This is a genomic window from Ignavibacteriales bacterium (genome assembly GCA_015709675.1).
Lineage (GTDB): Bacteria > Bacteroidota > Ignavibacteria > Ignavibacteriales > Ignavibacteriaceae > H2-BAC3.
Window position 1 is genome coordinate 2,195,803 of the sequence record CP054182.1, and the last position, 17,715, is coordinate 2,213,517.

General features: G+C 42.9%; 10 protein-coding genes. All 10 read left to right on the forward strand.

Features of this window, described 5'->3' with window-relative positions:
* Positions 1-152 precede the first annotated feature (152 nt).
* On the forward strand, positions 153-1,505 hold the full coding sequence (locus tag HRU80_08190) for an MATE family efflux transporter (GenBank protein QOJ28864.1): 1,353 nt from the start codon (positions 153-155) through the stop codon (positions 1,503-1,505).
* A gap of 154 nt (positions 1,506-1,659) precedes the next feature.
* The gene (gene ald, locus HRU80_08195; GenBank protein QOJ28865.1) at positions 1,660-2,781 is read left to right on the forward strand and encodes an alanine dehydrogenase; all 1,122 of its coding nucleotides are present in this window, start codon (positions 1,660-1,662) and stop codon (positions 2,779-2,781) included.
* Positions 2,782-2,812: 31 nt separating this feature from the next.
* Positions 2,813-4,147 carry an acetyl-CoA hydrolase/transferase family protein gene (locus tag HRU80_08200; GenBank protein ID QOJ30491.1) on the forward strand — a complete coding sequence of 445 codons (1,335 nt, stop codon included), beginning with the start codon at positions 2,813-2,815 and terminating at the stop codon, positions 4,145-4,147.
* A gap of 14 nt (positions 4,148-4,161) precedes the next feature.
* On the forward strand, positions 4,162-4,857 hold the full coding sequence (locus tag HRU80_08205) for a serine/threonine protein phosphatase (GenBank protein QOJ28866.1): 696 nt from the start codon (positions 4,162-4,164) through the stop codon (positions 4,855-4,857).
* A 335-nt stretch (positions 4,858-5,192) separates the two neighbouring features.
* A complete protein-coding gene (sprA, locus tag HRU80_08210) occupies positions 5,193-11,933 on the forward strand; it encodes a cell surface protein SprA (protein ID QOJ30492.1) in 6,741 nt (2,246 codons plus the stop codon).
* 488 nt (positions 11,934-12,421) lie between these two features.
* On the forward strand, positions 12,422-14,635 hold the full coding sequence (locus HRU80_08215) for a hypothetical protein (GenBank protein QOJ28867.1): 2,214 nt from the start codon (positions 12,422-12,424) through the stop codon (positions 14,633-14,635).
* 5 nt (positions 14,636-14,640) lie between these two features.
* Positions 14,641-15,117 carry a hypothetical protein gene (locus HRU80_08220; GenBank protein QOJ28868.1) on the forward strand — a complete coding sequence of 159 codons (477 nt, stop codon included), beginning with the start codon at positions 14,641-14,643 and terminating at the stop codon, positions 15,115-15,117.
* A gap of 50 nt (positions 15,118-15,167) precedes the next feature.
* Positions 15,168-16,205, forward strand: coding sequence for an RHS repeat-associated core domain-containing protein (locus tag HRU80_08225; protein QOJ28869.1), 1,038 nt, complete (start codon positions 15,168-15,170; stop codon positions 16,203-16,205).
* A gap of 1 nt (position 16,206) precedes the next feature.
* A complete protein-coding gene (locus HRU80_08230) occupies positions 16,207-16,938 on the forward strand; it encodes a hypothetical protein (GenBank protein QOJ28870.1) in 732 nt (243 codons plus the stop codon).
* Positions 16,939-17,124: 186 nt separating this feature from the next.
* The gene (locus tag HRU80_08235; GenBank protein QOJ28871.1) at positions 17,125-17,715 is read left to right on the forward strand and encodes an RHS repeat-associated core domain-containing protein; all 591 of its coding nucleotides are present in this window, start codon (positions 17,125-17,127) and stop codon (positions 17,713-17,715) included.

Below are 17,715 nucleotides of genomic sequence, written 5' to 3' on the forward strand. Positions count from 1 at the left end.
GGTTCGGCGGGCTATATATACGGCTTTTTACCGCTGTTACGTTTGTATATATACGGGAAGGAAGCAGAATACCAATAAAACAACACCCGGGGCAGAGGGGACGATAAATCTCAGGATTTTATTATCTTGTCCCTTTAAGAAAGGAAAAACTTTTGTACATACTCCCGGTCGGGAATTATTATAAGGAGATACTCAGAATCGCCTGGCCTGCCATAGCAGGGCTCTCTACGCAGATACTGGTTTCTCTGGTTGATGCTGCCATGGTCGGGCGGCTTCCTGATCCGGAATATACGCTTGCGGCTATGGGAATCGGTGTGCTGGCAACCTGGGCAATTGTCAGTTTCTTTTCAAGTCTTGCAACAGGAACTCACATACTGATAGCACGCCGCCATGGTGAGCGGGATCCGCAGGCGATGAATGATGTGCTGATGCACTCAATTACTGCCGGAGTGATAGCGGGTACCATACTGACTCTTCTGATAATGCTTTTTTCCGATGACATCGGACAGTTTTTCGCGAAGGACTATATCGTAGGGGAATACACATCTGAATTCATCTTTTACCGGTTTCTCGGGCTGCCCTTTTTCCTGATTACTGTTGCTTTCAGAGGGTTTTATTTCGGGGTGGGAAAAACTAAAATCTTCATGATTTCGGCGGTTATTGTAAATCTGCTGAATATCCTTTTTAACTATCTTTTCATTTTTGGGAATTTTGGTTTCCCTGAAATGGGAGTTGCCGGCGCCGGACTGGGGTCATCACTGGCTACCTTATGTGATGCGATTTTTTATCTGATTGTAAGTTACGGAACCGATATCAGAAAGAAATTTCATCTGACTTTTCACTTTAAACTCGACCGAGAGACTTTACGGCTGCTGCTTTCACTTTCACTGCCCGTTTCACTGCAGAATATGTTTATTCTGCTTGGTTTTCTTATTTTTATCTCAATCACGGGGCTCATCGGCACAATTGAGCAGGCAGCCACACAGGCAGTTATCAGCGCTTTGTTTCTCTCATTTATGCCCTGCTATGGGTTTGGCATTGCGGTGCAGACCCTGGTGGGGAACCATATCGGGCTGGGGAAAAATGAGCTCGCGCGGCTTTACGGGTTTGAGGCTGCCAAAATTGCTACTTATTATACCCTTTTTCTGAGTGCGATCTTTTATTTTTTTCCTGAATGGATTCTTTATATCATAACTGAGGATGAAGCTATCATAAGGACTGCAATTCCCGCATTGCAGATAGCCGGGGCGGCTCAGATTTTTTATGCAACAGGGCTCGTGCTTGCAAACGGACTTCAGGCAATTGGAAGGTCATCCTATGTAATGTATGCTGAAGCATTTTCCAATCTTTTTATTTTTGTCCCCTCAGCTTATTATCTGGGGATTGCCTCAGGGTATGGTCTTGAGGGGGCGTGGATAGGTCTTCCGCTTTATATCCTCTCTTATTCCATCATGATATATTACAAGTTCAGATTTGAAAATTGGTCACTTTTGAGAAAATTCTGACCTTCAGATTTCCCATTCCTGCTCTAAAAAACCGCTTTTAATCCCCAAATACAGCATATTTACGTTGCCGCCGTCACATCAGGAGGATTGGCACTCAATTTGTATCTCCTTTATTTTGTAACTTTACCGTTTGACAATTTAACAGGTTCAGCAGATGAAAATTGGTATTCCAAAGGAAATCAGATTTGAAGAGAAGCGTGTTTCACTTGCACCGGCCGGTGTAGATTCATTAATCCGCTCAGGACATCAGGTTTTTATTGAGAAAGGCGCCGGGGACGGAAGCCATTTCAGTGATGATGACTATACCAATCTTGGGGCAGTGCTTGTCTACGGACCTGAGGAAGTATATCAGCGTTCGGACATGGTTGTGAAAATACACCGGGTCACCGAAAAAGAAGCTGAGCTGATGAAGGAAAATCAGGTGCTGTTTTCATTTCTGCATCTTGCCGTGGGGGAGAAAAAAATTATTAACACCTTCCTCGAGAAAAAAATTACTGCTATCGGCTATGAACTTGTGGAAAACAAAGCCGGCCTTCCGGTGCTTTACTCAATGAGTGAAATTGCCGGAAAACTTGCCATTCAGGTAGCTGAAAATCTGCTTGAGAGTACTAATCCGAACGGCAGGGGAATACTTATCGGGGGAATTACCGGTGTTGCCCCGGCTGCGGTTGTAATACTGGGTGCCGGTGTAGTAGGCACAAATGCTGCTAAATCAGCACTTGGCAGAGGTGCATCGGTGATCGTACTTGATACTGATATTGAACGGCTTAAAAATATTGATACAACATTTGATAAGAAGATTACCACCGTGGTAGCTAACCCCTACACCATAAGCCGGGGGGTCAAATTCGCTGATGTTCTGGTGGGTGCTGTTCTTAAAAAAGGGGAGAAAACTCCGCATCTGGTAACTGAAGAGATGGTGAAGCAGATGAAAAAAGGTGCGGTTATTGTTGATGTGGCAATAGATCAGGGGGGAGTAATAGAAACCTCCCGCCCGACCACGCTTTCCAACCCGACCTACCTGCTGCATGATGTGACCCATTACTGCGTGCCTAATATGCCGGCGATGGTTGCAAGGACGGCAAGCTACGGTCTGACCAATGCTTCCATGCCGTATATACATTCCATCGCGGAGAAGGGGCTCAACCACTCACTGATGGATGATCCGGGGCTGATAGCTGGTGCGTGCACCTATAACGGCTACTGTTCAAACGAAATTGTAGCGGATATATTTAATCTTGAGTACAGAAGGATTCACCTGTTCTCGCATAACTGAGAGTAACACGATGGTACAGACAAAAGAACATATGCAAAAAACCAATTATGCCTCGAATTATCAGGCAAGTTATAAAAGTAAATTAGTAAGTGCCGAAGAGGCAATGTCAGTCGTTAAATCGGGTGATAAAATAGCGGTACACTCAAACTGCGCGGTTCCCATGCGCCTGATTGACGCGCTGATGCTCAGAAAAGATGAACTCTTTGATGTTGAGATGATTCATGTGCTCAGTGTTGGGAAACTTCCGTATCTGCACAAGGATATGGAAGGGCACTTCAGGCATAAATCCTATTTCATGGGAGCAGAAGTGCGCAAAGCGGTTGCTGAAGGGGATGCAGACTACGCGCCGATATTTCTTTTTGAATATCCTCTTCTTTTTGCGCGGGGTATCATTAAACCGGATATCGCCCTGATTCAGGTGTCGCCTCCGGATGAACACGGCTTCTGCAGTTATGGAGTGGAAGTGGGCATCACCAAAACATCGGCTGAAAAATCATCCATGGTGATCGCGCAGGTAAATCCGAATATGCCGAGAACCCTTGGCGATAGTTTTATTCACATCAGCAAGATTACATATATTGTTGAGTGTGATGATCCGATTGCAGAACTGCCTCAGGGAGAGCGCGACCTGACCGAAGAGCAGCAGAATATATACTCGAAGATAGGAGAGTATATAGCGAACCTGATTGAAGACGGTTCGACACTGCAAATGGGAATAGGCGTTATACCTGACTCAGTGCTGCAGTTCCTTACCACCAAGAAGGATCTTGGCATTCACTCGGAAATGTTCTCTGACGGTATTATTGAGCTTGTTGAAAAGGGCATCCTTAATAACAGCAGAAAGAAAATCCATCCCGGTAAAATAATCGCGGGATTTGTCCTGGGCACAAGGCGCCTCTATGATTTTATTGATAATAATCCGCTCATCGAGTTCCACCGCCAGGAATATGTGAACGATCCTTTCGTGATTGCACAGAACACAAAAATGGTCGCGATAAATTCAGCAATTGAAGTTGATATTACGGGGCAGGTTTGTTCTGATTCCATCGGGACGAAGCTTTTCAGCGGATTCGGCGGTCAGGTTGATTTTATCCGCGGTGCCGCTCGTTCTGAAGGAGGAAGACCGATTATTGCACTCCCTTCAACCACCAAGGACGGAAAAATCTCGCGCATAGTGCCGTCACTTAAACCGGGGGCCGGCGTGGTTACCTCCCGTGCGGATGTTCATCATGTGGTTACTGAATATGGCGAGGTTGATCTTTTCGGTAAATCCATCAGTGAGAGAGTAAAAGCGCTGATTTCTATTGCGCATCCTGAATTCCGGGATGAACTGGCAGCGTACGCAAAACAGCATAAGTATATCTGAAACCGGACGCTCAGATGAAAGCGATAATCGGGGACGTCCACGGCTGTTATCATACACTGATTGAACTGTATAATACGATAGTTACGAAATATCCCCGCATTGATATATACTGTGTCGGGGATCTGGTGGACAGGGGGTATTATTCAGCGGAAACGGTGCAGTTTGTGATTGACCAGAAAATAAAATGTGTTCTGGGGAATCATGACTGCATGTATTACTATTACTTTTCTGATCCGGCCCATCCGGTTTCGCAGTTGTGGGATATTAACGGCAACTCAGCAACGCTGCAGTCTTATATGAAGCACACAGAGATGCTGGATGCCCACATTGCCTATATCGGGCAGCTTCCTCTGTTTTATGACTCCCCTGACTGTCTGATCTCTCATGCAGGTATTTCCCTAAAAGCAGGTAAGGAACTTGGGCTGAGCAGGGAATATGACATCAATAAGATAGAAAAGTATTTTTTCGACCGGCTCAGTGAAACAGACGGAATGCTCTGGAACAGGGGAAAGCTGTTTAATATCGGCAAAATTCAGGTGGTGGGGCATACGCACCGTCTGGAGGTTGTCTATCACGAGCAGACCAGGGGGCTTTATATTGACACCGGTGTCTATGCCATGAATAAACTGAGTGCGGTGATTATCGAGGACGGTGAGTTTACAGATGCGATATCCGTACCGACTATTCCGATAGATGTGAGCAAATCCTGAAGGGAGAGCGGCTCCCTGGCCGGACATCCTGCCTGAGACCGGAATGCTCAAAAATCAGGTAAAAATTGATACAGGGGATATTTACTGAGTTTGTTTTTGGGTGTTTTTCTTATATTTCGGCTCTGAAAAAATATCCGGTTCACTATCGTTTAATTGCTACAAGTTATTTACTTTCAATAGGTTCAAGAATAAAAAACGCGGTTAAGGCAGCAGGAAAGTTATCAACTGTGTTCCTGCCGGGTATTATATCAGTGCTCTCAATTCTTGTTATGGGGGCTCACCCTGCCGGTGAAAGCCAGGTGAATTCACGCCTCTGGTTTGGTGCAATTTTTTCCATGCAGACCGGCGGGCTTTCAGAGGATGGATCCCGGCCGGAATTCAACCGGAATGAAACCGGTGATCATCAGGATGCTGTTACCCTTTACGAGAATCACATCCCGGGCAGCAGTTTCCTTGCTGATTCAACCATTACCCCTGATACATTTAAAGAACCTGTTCAGGAAGAGCAGCAGGATTCCCTTTTCTCCGATTCCACAGAAACCCTACTTGCTGCTGACACGGTGAAAGTTGATTCCATGGCTCTGGATTCAACTGCCAGAATAGCCCACTTCCGCTACAAACGAAGTGAACAGCCCTATATTTCAATTTACACGCCAAAACCCTCAAAGTTTTTTACCGAAAGCACCTCCCAGAAAAAGCGAACTGTTACCATAGACTCAACCGGTAAGTATGTTGAGATTAAAGAATTCATTGGTACTCAGCAGACCAGAATGACACTACGCGTTCCGATAGAAGAATATATTGAACTCCGCCTTAAAAGCAGGGAACGTGAACTTTGGGATGCACTGGCCTATAAATATGAACTGAAGGATAACAAAAAAGACTTAGCCGGGCTGATAAAAGATTTTACCGATTTTGAAATTCCTCTTCCTTCCGTTGGTGTGTTGAGTATATTCGGCGCGCCAAAAATAAGTTTGCGAATCGGAGGTGCGGTTGATATACATGGCGCATGGAGAAATGAAACCACCGAAGGGGTTACTGCCTCACGCCTCGGCAATACCCGAAACGAGCCCGATTTCAAGCAGCAGGTTCAGATAAACGTTAACGGCACCATTGGTGACAAACTTCAGATTAACGCTGACTGGAATACTGAAAGAACATTTGAATATGAAAATCAGTTAAAACTGAAATATACCGGCTATGAAGATGAGATAGTTCAGAGCATCGAAGCAGGTAACGTATCATTGCAGACCTCATCCTTAGTAGGCGGCAGTGAAGCGCTCTTTGGTGTGAAGGCAAATTTCAAAATGGGTCCTCTTACGCTTACGGCACTTGCCTCGCAGAAAAAAGGTGAAGTGAAGGAAAAGGCACTTTCAGGGGGTACTTCTTCGCAGGAATTTACCATCCGCGCGCATGAGTATTCACGTGCCCACTATTTTGTGGATTCAGTTTATGCGGATACCTCAGCGGACCTTAACCTCTTTAATAAATACTATGCAAATCCGATTCCGCTTATTGACAGCAGATATCAGATTAAGGATATTGAAGTCTGGAAATCAGTCGGGCAGGCGCTTCGCGACCCTTCCGAACGAAATGTGATTGCGTATATAAACCTGCCCCCCCTTGCAGGCGGACAAATATATAACGACAGCTTCCGTGATGTGGAGGAGGTCAACGGCAGAATTATAAAGGGCAGATTCATTAAACTTGTTGAGGGGAAAGATTATACCGTACAGAAAGCAGCGGGATTTGTATCATTCAAAGCAACTCCCAATGAAACGGATATTCTCGCGGTATCATATTCCATTGACGGTGATCTGGAAGGTCCTTCAGATGACCAGTATTTCGGTGAGTTTCTTACCGATGCTACGGCTGATACATCCAAGCGTCTTGTGCTTAAACTTATCAAACCGCAGAATCTGCAGCCCTCAAACACTACCGCATGGAAACTCCTCCTGAAGAATATATATCCGCTCGGAGTGAGAAATATCAAGAAAGAGGGATTCGAGCTTGATATTAAATACGAAATTGACGGACAGGATCCGGTATCGCTTCTCGGGAATACACGAATTATGAACGCATTCGGGCTTGATCTTATTGACCAAAGCAGCAATCCCGGTGCTGACGGACTATTTGACTTCCTGGTGAATAAGACCGTGATGCCTGAAACAGGTGAAATTATCTTTCCTGTGCTGCAGCCGTTCGGCAGAAATATCCCTCAGAGCCTCCCCAATGCGGACTCTTTGCGGTATCTTGACGTGTATGATACTACCCAGACCATAGCAAAGTATAATAAACTGAAAGATAAGTTTATCATCACGGGTAAAGTTTCAGGTGAGGCAAGTTCAAACTATCCGCTCGGCTTTAACGTAGTAGAAAATTCCGTACGCGTCACGCTTGACGGAAGGGAACTAACCCCTGGTGTGGACTACGTAGTTGACTATAACATCGGTAATCTTACTATTCGCAACAGCGCTGCTCTGGTACCGGGTGCAAATCTCAGGATAACGTATGAGGAAAACGATCTTTTCCAGATAGCGTCAAAAACACTTTTTGGTATGAGGGGTATTGTGGATGTAAGCCAGAAAACAAAATTTGGTTTCTCCGCACTTACGTTATCTGAGCAGACTCTGAGTGATAAAGTGCGGATAGGTGAGGAGCCGCTCAGTAACTCTATATACGGACTGGATTTCTCAACGGAGTTTGACCTTCCGTTCCTGACTTCTCTGCTGGATAATGTAATCTCAACAAGAACTCCCTCCACCATGTCTTTCCGGGGTGAGTTTGCTTATATGAGTCCTGATCCTAATACTAAGAAGAGCACCATAGCTTCTGACGGCGGAAAGAGTATTGCTTATATAGATGATTTTGAAGGCGCAAAAAGAATTATTCCCGTTGGTATAAGCTATACGGTGTGGCGTGATCTGAGTGTGCCAAAGCTCTATTCTGATGTTGAAACCAAGCTTATTCTTGAAAGAATGAACTACAAGGGCAAAGCTTGGTGGTTTAACTTCCTGCCGTCAAATGTGGTGGTAAATCAGATATGGCCTGACCGTAAAGTAGCCCGCGGTGATGAAGCGGTTACGGTTCTGGATTATGTCTTTGTGCCTGATACGCCGGGAACGTACAATTATAACCCGAATTTTCTTGATAAGAGGAAGTCATGGGGCGGTATGATGAAACTGCTCTCAACCACGGCAAACAATCTTGTTGATGAGAATATCGAATTTATAGAGTTCTGGATGCAGATTCGCGAGGCACCTGCTGACGGGAAAATATATATAGATCTCGGAAAAATATCAGAAGACGTTATTCCGAATAATCAGCTTAACACAGAAGATATTAATCAGAACGATCTTATTGATCAGGGGGAAGATACCGGTATTGACCGCTTATTGAATGCTGCTGAACAGACAACCTTCGGCAGCACCAGACCTGATCCTTCGAATGATGACTTCGGACTAAGTCTTTCAGGCAGATATAATATCTATGACTATTTTAATATAAATGGTACGGAAGGAAACGCAGCCCTCTCCGATATCGGCCGGTTCCCTGATACCGAAGATCTTAACCGCAACGGCAACTTAGATCAGTTAAATAACTATTACCGTTATGAAATACCTCTGGACACCAACCGGACAACAAACCCGTTTGTTGTGGGCGGGGGTAACAATGACAACTGGTATCTTTTCCGCATTCCGCTTAAGGACTTTACTGATAAAGTGGGGGACCCGAGCTTTTCTGTTGTTGAATATATCCGTCTTTTTACGACTGATGCATCCGATATGATTCACTTCAGAATGACGGAGTTCAACCTTGTCGGTAATCAGTGGAGAAAAGTAACTGTTGCCGGTGCGCCGGACGACTCAGTGCTTTCTCTTTCAGTTGTGAACATAGAAGATAACCCGAACTACTCAAGTCCTGACGGCGTACAGAGAGAGCGTGACCGCAGCCGCCCTGATCAGGATATATTGCGCAATGAGCAGTCACTAAGTCTCATCATCCGTGATCTTCCTGACGGGGAGAAGCGAGAAGCGGTAAAGACACTCGTCCGCCCGCTCGACGTTTTTAACTATTCTGAAATGAAGCTCTTTATTCACGGTGAGGAAAATGCAATTCCGGGTTCCATTTCGTATTCACCGGATGATAATCTCTATGAGTCAGAAGTATATTTCCAGTTCGGCAGTGATTCCAACAGTTACTATGAGTACCGTCAGCCGGTAAGAAAAGGGTGGAATGAGATTACCATTAAGTTCAGTGAACTGACTGCACTCAAGCAGGCGCGTGATTCTGCCAATACAGTTTTCAGGAGAGCCGTACCGGGCAAACCAGGTCATTACTATCAGGTAAAGGGTAACCCGACTCTTACTCAGGTAAAGTTCCTGCAGGTTGGTATATATAATAAATTTGACGGCCCGACTGTCGGACCCCTCAGCGGCGAAATCTGGGTTAACGAACTTCGTGTTATCGGTGCGGATGAAACACCGGGCTGGGCTTATAGCGGCGCTACATCCATTAAGTTCGCGGACCTGATGACCCTCAGCTTTAATATGGCGCAGACCAATCCATTCTTTCACCGCCTGGCGGAACGTTTCGGCTCAAGAATAGAATCGGTTAACTGGAGTCTTGCTGCCGACGTTGATGTGCTCCGGCTTATTCCCATGAGTCTCCCTGGAAGCACACTGCGGTTGAATTTCAGCCGTACTGAAAGTGTTGGCAAACCGCTCTATCTGCCGGCTACCGATATCAAAGTGGATGAGGCGGTTAGGTTATACCGTGAACGGCTGATTATCGAAGAAGGATATTCACCCCAGGAAGCAGATAAACTTGCTCGTCAGATTGCCATTGATGCGCAGACGCTTTCCACCTCTGACTCCTGGTCACTCGGAACTATCAAACTGAAAATTCCGAGCAACTACTGGCTTATCCGGGATACATGGAATGCATTAACGTTCGGGTTTAATTATAATAAATCATTCAGCCGTAACCCGTCCACGCTTGCCAGCAAGAACTGGATCTGGAACGCTAATATGAATTACGCAATAACCCTAAGTCCGGATTATTTCTTTTATCCTTCGAAGATACCCTACCTGGGTGAGCTGATTGATGTTTTCAAGGATTACCGGAATGCCAAGGTCTATTTTACGCCTCAGTCATTCAGCTATAATATTACTGCAAAAAGGAATAAGAATTTCAGCTCAACGCGTCTTGCTCAGGCAGGGCTTTCCAATGAAACAGTTTCGCGGGATTTTGGCACAACGCGCGGTATGGCAGTCGGATGGAAGATTACCGAGAATGGTTTCTTTAACATCACCACGACGTATAATTATGACGCTGCCGCAACCCTTGCGTATCTTGAAGTGGACCAGTTCAATCAGGAGCGGAGTGAATCACGGATATGGAAAGATATCGTAACCGGGGAATTTTTCGGAAGAGATCTTACCTTTAACCAGACTTTTGATATAAAGACCTCGCCCCGTCTGCCGTCGCTCTGGGATATATCAAGATATTTTACCGTAACGGCAGGGTATAATGCCCGCTACGGATGGCAGGATGATATACGCCAGCTTGATCTGGGGAGAAGCGTAAACGCGACAGGAACTTTTAATACATCTCTTTCAATAAAGCTGAAAGCTTTGACGCAGTCATGGTTTGCTGATCTGGATGTTAAACCGGAAGAGAAAAAACCGGCTCCTCAGGTACAGCAAAACAGAGAAAGAACCAGAGATTTTGAAAACCCTGATCAGCAGGTTACTCCCGGAGATACTTCCAAAACCGTTACAACAGTTCAGGATACTGTTCAGGGTCCTCCTAAGCCCTCCACACTGGCAAACGCGCTGCTTTTTCTGAAATCAGCAAGCCGTTTTATTTTCTTTGACTATGAAAATATAAACGTTTCATTCAGCAGCGGCAATCAGATAAGCGCTTCAGGTATATATGGAACCGGTAACGGATTCAGGAATTTCTTTGGTATTAAGGAGAATTCCGACGAGGGACCCAGCCGTGCATTTATGCTCGGACTCAGTAATGATGTGGGCAGGCGTGCCGCAAACGGAAATCTGCAGGATAATCCTTCTCAGAAATATACATTTGATATACGCACCTCACGCCCGCTGTGGGAAGGCGCGCGCATTGAAATCAACTGGAAACTCGGCTGGTCAACCAATAAAAATACCACCCTGCGAAGCGATTCGCTCGGCAATGTCCGTGTGACCAACATTACCTCAACCGGTTCCATCAACCGTTCATTTATGAGCATACCGCCTGTGTTCTTCCTGAGTGCATTAAACTCAGGCATCAAGCGTGTGCATGAACTCTACCGCCCCACAGACCCCAATCAGGCGCAGAGTCTTTCAAAAGCATTTGTTGAAGGATTTGAAACACTGCCGTTCCTTTCGGGCATGGGATTCCTTGAGGATGTCGCGAATTATATACCGCGCCCCAACTGGAGAATTACCTGGGATGGACTTGAGAAATACAGCATCTTCAGCAACTTCACCAAGCGTGTCTCTCTTGACCATGCATATTCATCTGATTATGCAGAAGGATGGAAGATAAACCCGGACGGAACTCAGGTTACACAGAATCAGAAAATTACTCTCGGATTCCAGCCGCTCATTGGTATGAATGTAACTTTTAATACCCTGTGGGAAGGCAATCTTTCAGGCAATATTAAATACTCAACCCGCTCTTCGTTTGATCTTGGCGTTACAACCAAAAACATCACGGAAGGATTTTCACGGGATATCGGTATATCACTGAATTATTCTAAATCAGGTTTTGAACTGCCACTTTTTGGTATTGCGCTGAAAAATGATATTGAGTTTATCTTCTCATATACAAACACCAGATCATCAACTATTGTGTTTGATATGGCAAACTTCAAGGAAGAGGGAACTCCGCAGGATGGTACAACGCGGACCTCTCTTGAGCCGAGAATCAAATACGTCCTGAGTGCACGGGTAACTATGTCCGTATTCTATAAACGCTCAAGCGTATCACCGGAAGGTGCCGCAAGAATACCGCCAACAACTACCAATGAAGCTGGTATAGATGTGAGGATTACTATACAGTAACAATTGTGAAGTATGATCCGGCGGAATGAAGGATGAATTTGTTTGAATTTATAATTTCAAAAGCCCTGGTATTCTGCCGGGGCTTTTTTGTTTTTGGGGATCATTTTATTTTGTGGTTTAAACAGCACCTTTGGAGAATATTCCTAAATTGAGGTAAAAGCAAATGTGATATTTCTCACAACTACAAAAATCTCTATAAATATTTCTTGCTCAATAAAAAACCAGTTTCTAAATTTTGACTGAATCTTTGTTTAATGGGGGAGAGTCCTCAATTAAACCCCTGATATAACAATACTTTATTTAAGATCAAGTGATATTTCACCCGGCTTGCTAATTGATTTTTTAATGACATTTAATCGCATTGAATTTGTAGGATAGAAAATTATCCAATTTAATAACCTTCATTTATTGAAAGGGTACTGCAATGGCGGGCATAATTAATCCGGGAACAATCAGCAAATTACAACACTGCCAAATCCTGCTCCGGTGTGACCATAGAAGCATTTGAAGACAGAAGCTGGAACACCTATATGCTGACCATCAACATGTACGATACCCAGAGCAGAACGGGCGTATTTGGTGCACTCCCTTCTGAATATGATAATCTTGCAGCAGAATACCGGAACTATAAGGGCCTGCTTGCTGCAACTGCATTCAAAGACAAAGCCGGTGACCCGTGGAATTACAAAGTTTATATTTACGATGCACTGGGCAGGGTGTTGTTTTTTGATGTAAAGTATGGTAATTTACCTTGGAAGCGTATAAAAAACGAGTATGACGCAGCTAATAATATGGTAAAACAGAGTTTTTATTATAACAAGAGTACCAGCCACAACCAGAATTTTTACCGCTGGTTTGATTATGACGATGAAGGTCGGCTCTCAGAGGTGCGCAGCAGTATGAACGATGCAAAAAGCACTGCACGGCTTGATAAGAGGTATCTTTACAACAATGCAGATCAGATTGATACCAGCCGGTTCACCGGACTGACCAGCCCGCTCTGGCAAAAGTATGGCTATGACTTTCGCGGCAGAATTAACTCACAGGCGGGCACCGGCAAAATGGAAATGGGGTTAAAGTATCATCATAATTCTAATATATCAGAGACTTATTTTTCTTATGACGGCACAACCGGGCTGCCGCAGAATGAAATTGAGTATGTTTATGACGGCTTAAACAGGTTAACCTTAGCCACTGAAAAAAGAGAACAGGCATTTTCTGAGGAATACAGTTACGACCCGGACGGCAATATACTCACAAAGATACGAAGCAACCCTGGCAACGGAACTTTTAAGGAAATGTATTATAATTATGAGTCCGGAACAAACCGGCTTGACTGGCTGGCAATAGCTGATGATAATATGGGGTATTATGAGGCGAACTACTCAACCGACAGCCGGGGCAACATAACCACAGACGAATACCGATCAAGTTCTAACTTTATATATGACCACAGGAACCTGCCCTTGCAGTTCAGCGCAAACGGAACAACGGTCAAGTATTCATACGATGACAACGGCAACCGTATATATAAAGAATCTGGTTTAACTAAGGAGTTTTACCTTCGCGACCATACTGGTCAGGAACTTGCCGTGTCCAAAGTAAGCGGCAATGCTGATACGCTCATGTTTTATAACATTTACGGACTTGGCTTAGAAGGCAGGGCAGAGCAAACCTATACCTGGAACTATGAAACCGAACCACCGCAAATTGAACGGAGTGATGAACCATATTACTACATCAAAGACCATCTGGGTACCATACGAGTTACTTTGAATAAGCAGGGTACGGTGGTGTTTGCCGCAGATTACTGGCCGTACGGAGAAAAAATGGCAGAATACAACTCAGGGAGCGGAACTGTACAGAGGTATATATTTACCGAAAAGGAACGCGATACCGAAACTGGCTACGATTATTTTGGAGCTCGGTACTACGATAGTGATTTAGGTCGTTGGCTGAGTGTTGATCCATTGATGGATACATACCCCGGCTGGAGCCCGTATAATTATGTGATGAATAATCCTTTGAGGTTGGTTGATCCGGATGGTAGGGAAATCAGGATTTACACAGATGAAAAGGACAAAGAGGGAAATAATCTATACATTACGTATGCTGCAGGAATGCAATATGAAGGTGATAACCCATTTGTTGCAGCAGTTATATCAGCATTAAATAATATGAACTCGGTTGAAATCGGGTCTATAGTTTTGAACTCACTAATTAGATCGTCTAACAATTTCAATTTTAAAAAATTATCCTCAGGCAAAAGCGGTACTTTACAGTTTAAGCAGAATGCGAGTGGAGGAGGTGATATATTGGCCGCTGATATTCTAGGTGGTTCTGGCTCTACGAATCTTAATAGTGTTGCGCATGAGTTATTCCACGGCTATCAACATGAGAATGTTGGGTTATATGGTGCAAATTCAGAGGTGGAATCATTTTTATTTGCTAAGGGGGTTGTGTCAACATTTTATAGCATTATTTGGAATTTTTCAGGTAACGACACAGAATCAGGTCAATTGTATGCTTTTTCGATGAATAGTCTTCTATTTAGTGAGTCATTTGATAAGATGCTCTTTGATCAGGCTGTGAATGCCTTTCCGACCGGAAATCCTTTTAATGGCATTTATAAAAAGTCAAAAATCTATAAAAACTTTAATCCAATAATATCTCGATTCTTTCCATTGTTAAGGGATAGGTAGTTTAGATGAGGTATTTAAATTTTACGATAATATTTGTCATCAGGTCATTATTAATTTTTCCCCAAGATTCAATAATATATTTAAATGATGAAAGCAGATATCCTTTTGATAATCTATCATATTCAGATATTGAAATTGAATTTCCACAAAATAGTCTTCCAAAAAATTCGAGAGGTATAGCAATAGCACCTGTTTGGGTAGATGAAACTGGTAATATTGTAAAATATTTTGTTAAGCAAATAAGGTTAAAAGATTCCACAGGTGAAAATGCTTTAATGTACTTTGATAAATCCAATGAAATTAGCAAAATATCATTAAATGAGAACAGATTTGCTGTTGAAAATTACCCTCTGTACATACAATTAGTCATAACAGGAGTTTACAGAAGGATAGAAACATTAAAGTTTAAGTCAGTAATAAGTTCCGAAAATAAAATAATTTACGAATTTGCAATCATTTTTAGGATTAGAGTGCAGAGGTAGAACTCTCAATTACATTAATGTATTTTAATCTCACAAGTCAGGAACGATCCGTGTTTAGCCTTGCCATCCCTACGGGACAAGTAAGCGGCAGTGCTGATACGCTGATGTTTTATAACATTTACGGACTTGGCTTAGAAGGGAGGGCAGAGCAAACATGGAACTGGAACTATGAAACCGAACCACCGCAGATTGAACGGAGTGATGAGCCGTATTATTATATTAAAGACCATCTAGGCACCATAAGAGTGACCATAAATAAACAAGGCACCGTTGTTTATGCAGCAGACTACTGGCCTTACGGCGAAAAAATGGCAGAATACAACTCAGGAACCGGAACAGTACAGAGGTATATATTTACCGAAAAGGAACGCGATACCGAAACCGGCTACGATTATTTTGGAGCGCGGTTTTATGACAGTGACCTGGGCAGATGGATGACGGTTGACCCGCTGGCAGATAAGTACCCCGGCTGGAGCCCGTATAATTATGTAATGGGGAACCCGTTGAATAGCTTTGATCCTGATGGTAAAGAAGTACGACTGAATAACAGAAAGGATGCTGAAAGATTAGCGAAAGAAATAAACACAGTACTTGGAGGAGAACACGTCTTTGTTGTAGAAATTATAATCAATGATGGGGATAATAATCAGCACTATTTTAGGATTGATGCAAATGAAAGCAGTTTAGATTGGGGAAAAGACGTATACTTATCCGCAGCCTATGATGTTTTTGCTTCGAGAGAGCATATTTTCAGTGTTGAGTTTTCCAATTCAGCAGATGCCAAAGGAGGCGGGTATTTCAAAGCTATTGGGGAGTTAATGGTTGGTGTAGATAATAAAAATGATAATCTAAATCATCATGATGTTGTACTCTCTAAAAGCAATAATAAATATAAAAATGGAACACTAGATGTTATATTTATGCATGAAGCAGTTGGACACGGACATCCAGTGACAGGGATAGAGTATAATGGAAATGCATCTGAAGTAAGTGAATATTTTGGGTTCAACAAATCTATGTTTCATAAAGGATATATAAATAAAACTGGTTGGAAAGCAAGCCAATTAAATCTATGGAGAAGGAAGTAAAATGAAGATGAAAATTAAATATTATCTCCTATCCTCAGTAATAATTCTTATTATAGTTTTGAATTTTATGTATTATAGAGTGAGTACTACTGGTAATATTCTTTACATGATGGATGGATTTTCATTAACCGTTGGGACATGCAATGGCCTTGGTATTGATGGAATGTATATAAAAGACTACGCCATTTTTGGATTTTCTCCCTCAATAATATTTATTTTAGTCACAACAATATTTTTACAGAATACTAAAGTCGAGCATGAAAAAAATAAATCAATGTTTGAGAGGATTCGAGTGAGTTCAATCCTTGAAATTTCTCTTACTATTTTAGTTCTTACAATACTTTGTAGTCCACATTTTGTACGTATCAACTATTTTGAAAATCCTTATTTCTTTATTGTTATTGGAGTATTCTTCGGTTTTGTAATGATTAATATATTCAAAATTAAGGAATTTTTCTTAGGTGATTGTAATCAAATTAAAGAACTTGGATTCATGTGTTTTTTAATAGGTTGTTCTTTAGCTATTGAAACTTCAAACTATTTTGATTTTTACCACAATGAGGGAACCAACATACACCGTGATCTTAATGGAGCAGTAATAGTGCCATATAATTTACTTTTTCATATAAATTTGCCCGGTTATTACCTATGGCGCGGACTTTTATATTATAATATCATTGCTTTAGTCCTCCGGATAATTATGCTAAAAAAAAGTAAAAAAATTAAAAAATGAATTATAAATACTATAATCCCGTGTATGGTCAGTATATTTTTAGTATAAGCTAAGGCGGATCAGTGCTTGAAGTATATGTTGCTATTATGGAACAGCAGAGTTAGTAGAAATGAGTGAGGTTAGTTCCATCTTAGACGGAGTAAGTTGGATTTCAATATTCAGAGTTAACGGCAGTACTGATATCTGATGTTTTTTCATATTTCCGGTCTTGGCTTGGAAGGCAGGGCAGAGCAAACCTATACCTGGAACTATGAAACCGAACCACCGCAGATTGAGCGGAGTGATGATCCGTATTACTACATCAAAGACCATCTGGGCACAATAAGAGTGACTATCAATAAGCAAGGCACAATTCTATTTGCCGCAGACTACTGGCCTTATGGTGAGAAAATGGCTGAATACAACTTAGTAACCGGAACCGTACAAAGGTATATATTTACCGAAAAGGAACGCGATACCGAAACCGGCTACGACTATTTTGGTGCGCGGTTTTATGACTCCGACCTAGGCAGGTGGATGACTGTTGACCCGCTGATGGATAAATACCCCGGCTGGAGCCCGTATAATTATGTGATGAATAATCCGCTTGTGCTGGTTGACCCGGATGGGATGAGGGTGAACGATGGCGGTGGAGATGAAGATAATAGAGATAAAGAGAAAAATAAAACGAATATATTGCAGGCTTTGTCAGATGCTTGGTATGAACTGCAATTAACATTTTCAGGCAGTGTTGAAAATACAAGCGGAGGGAGGAAATATCAAATCAAACCGAGGTAA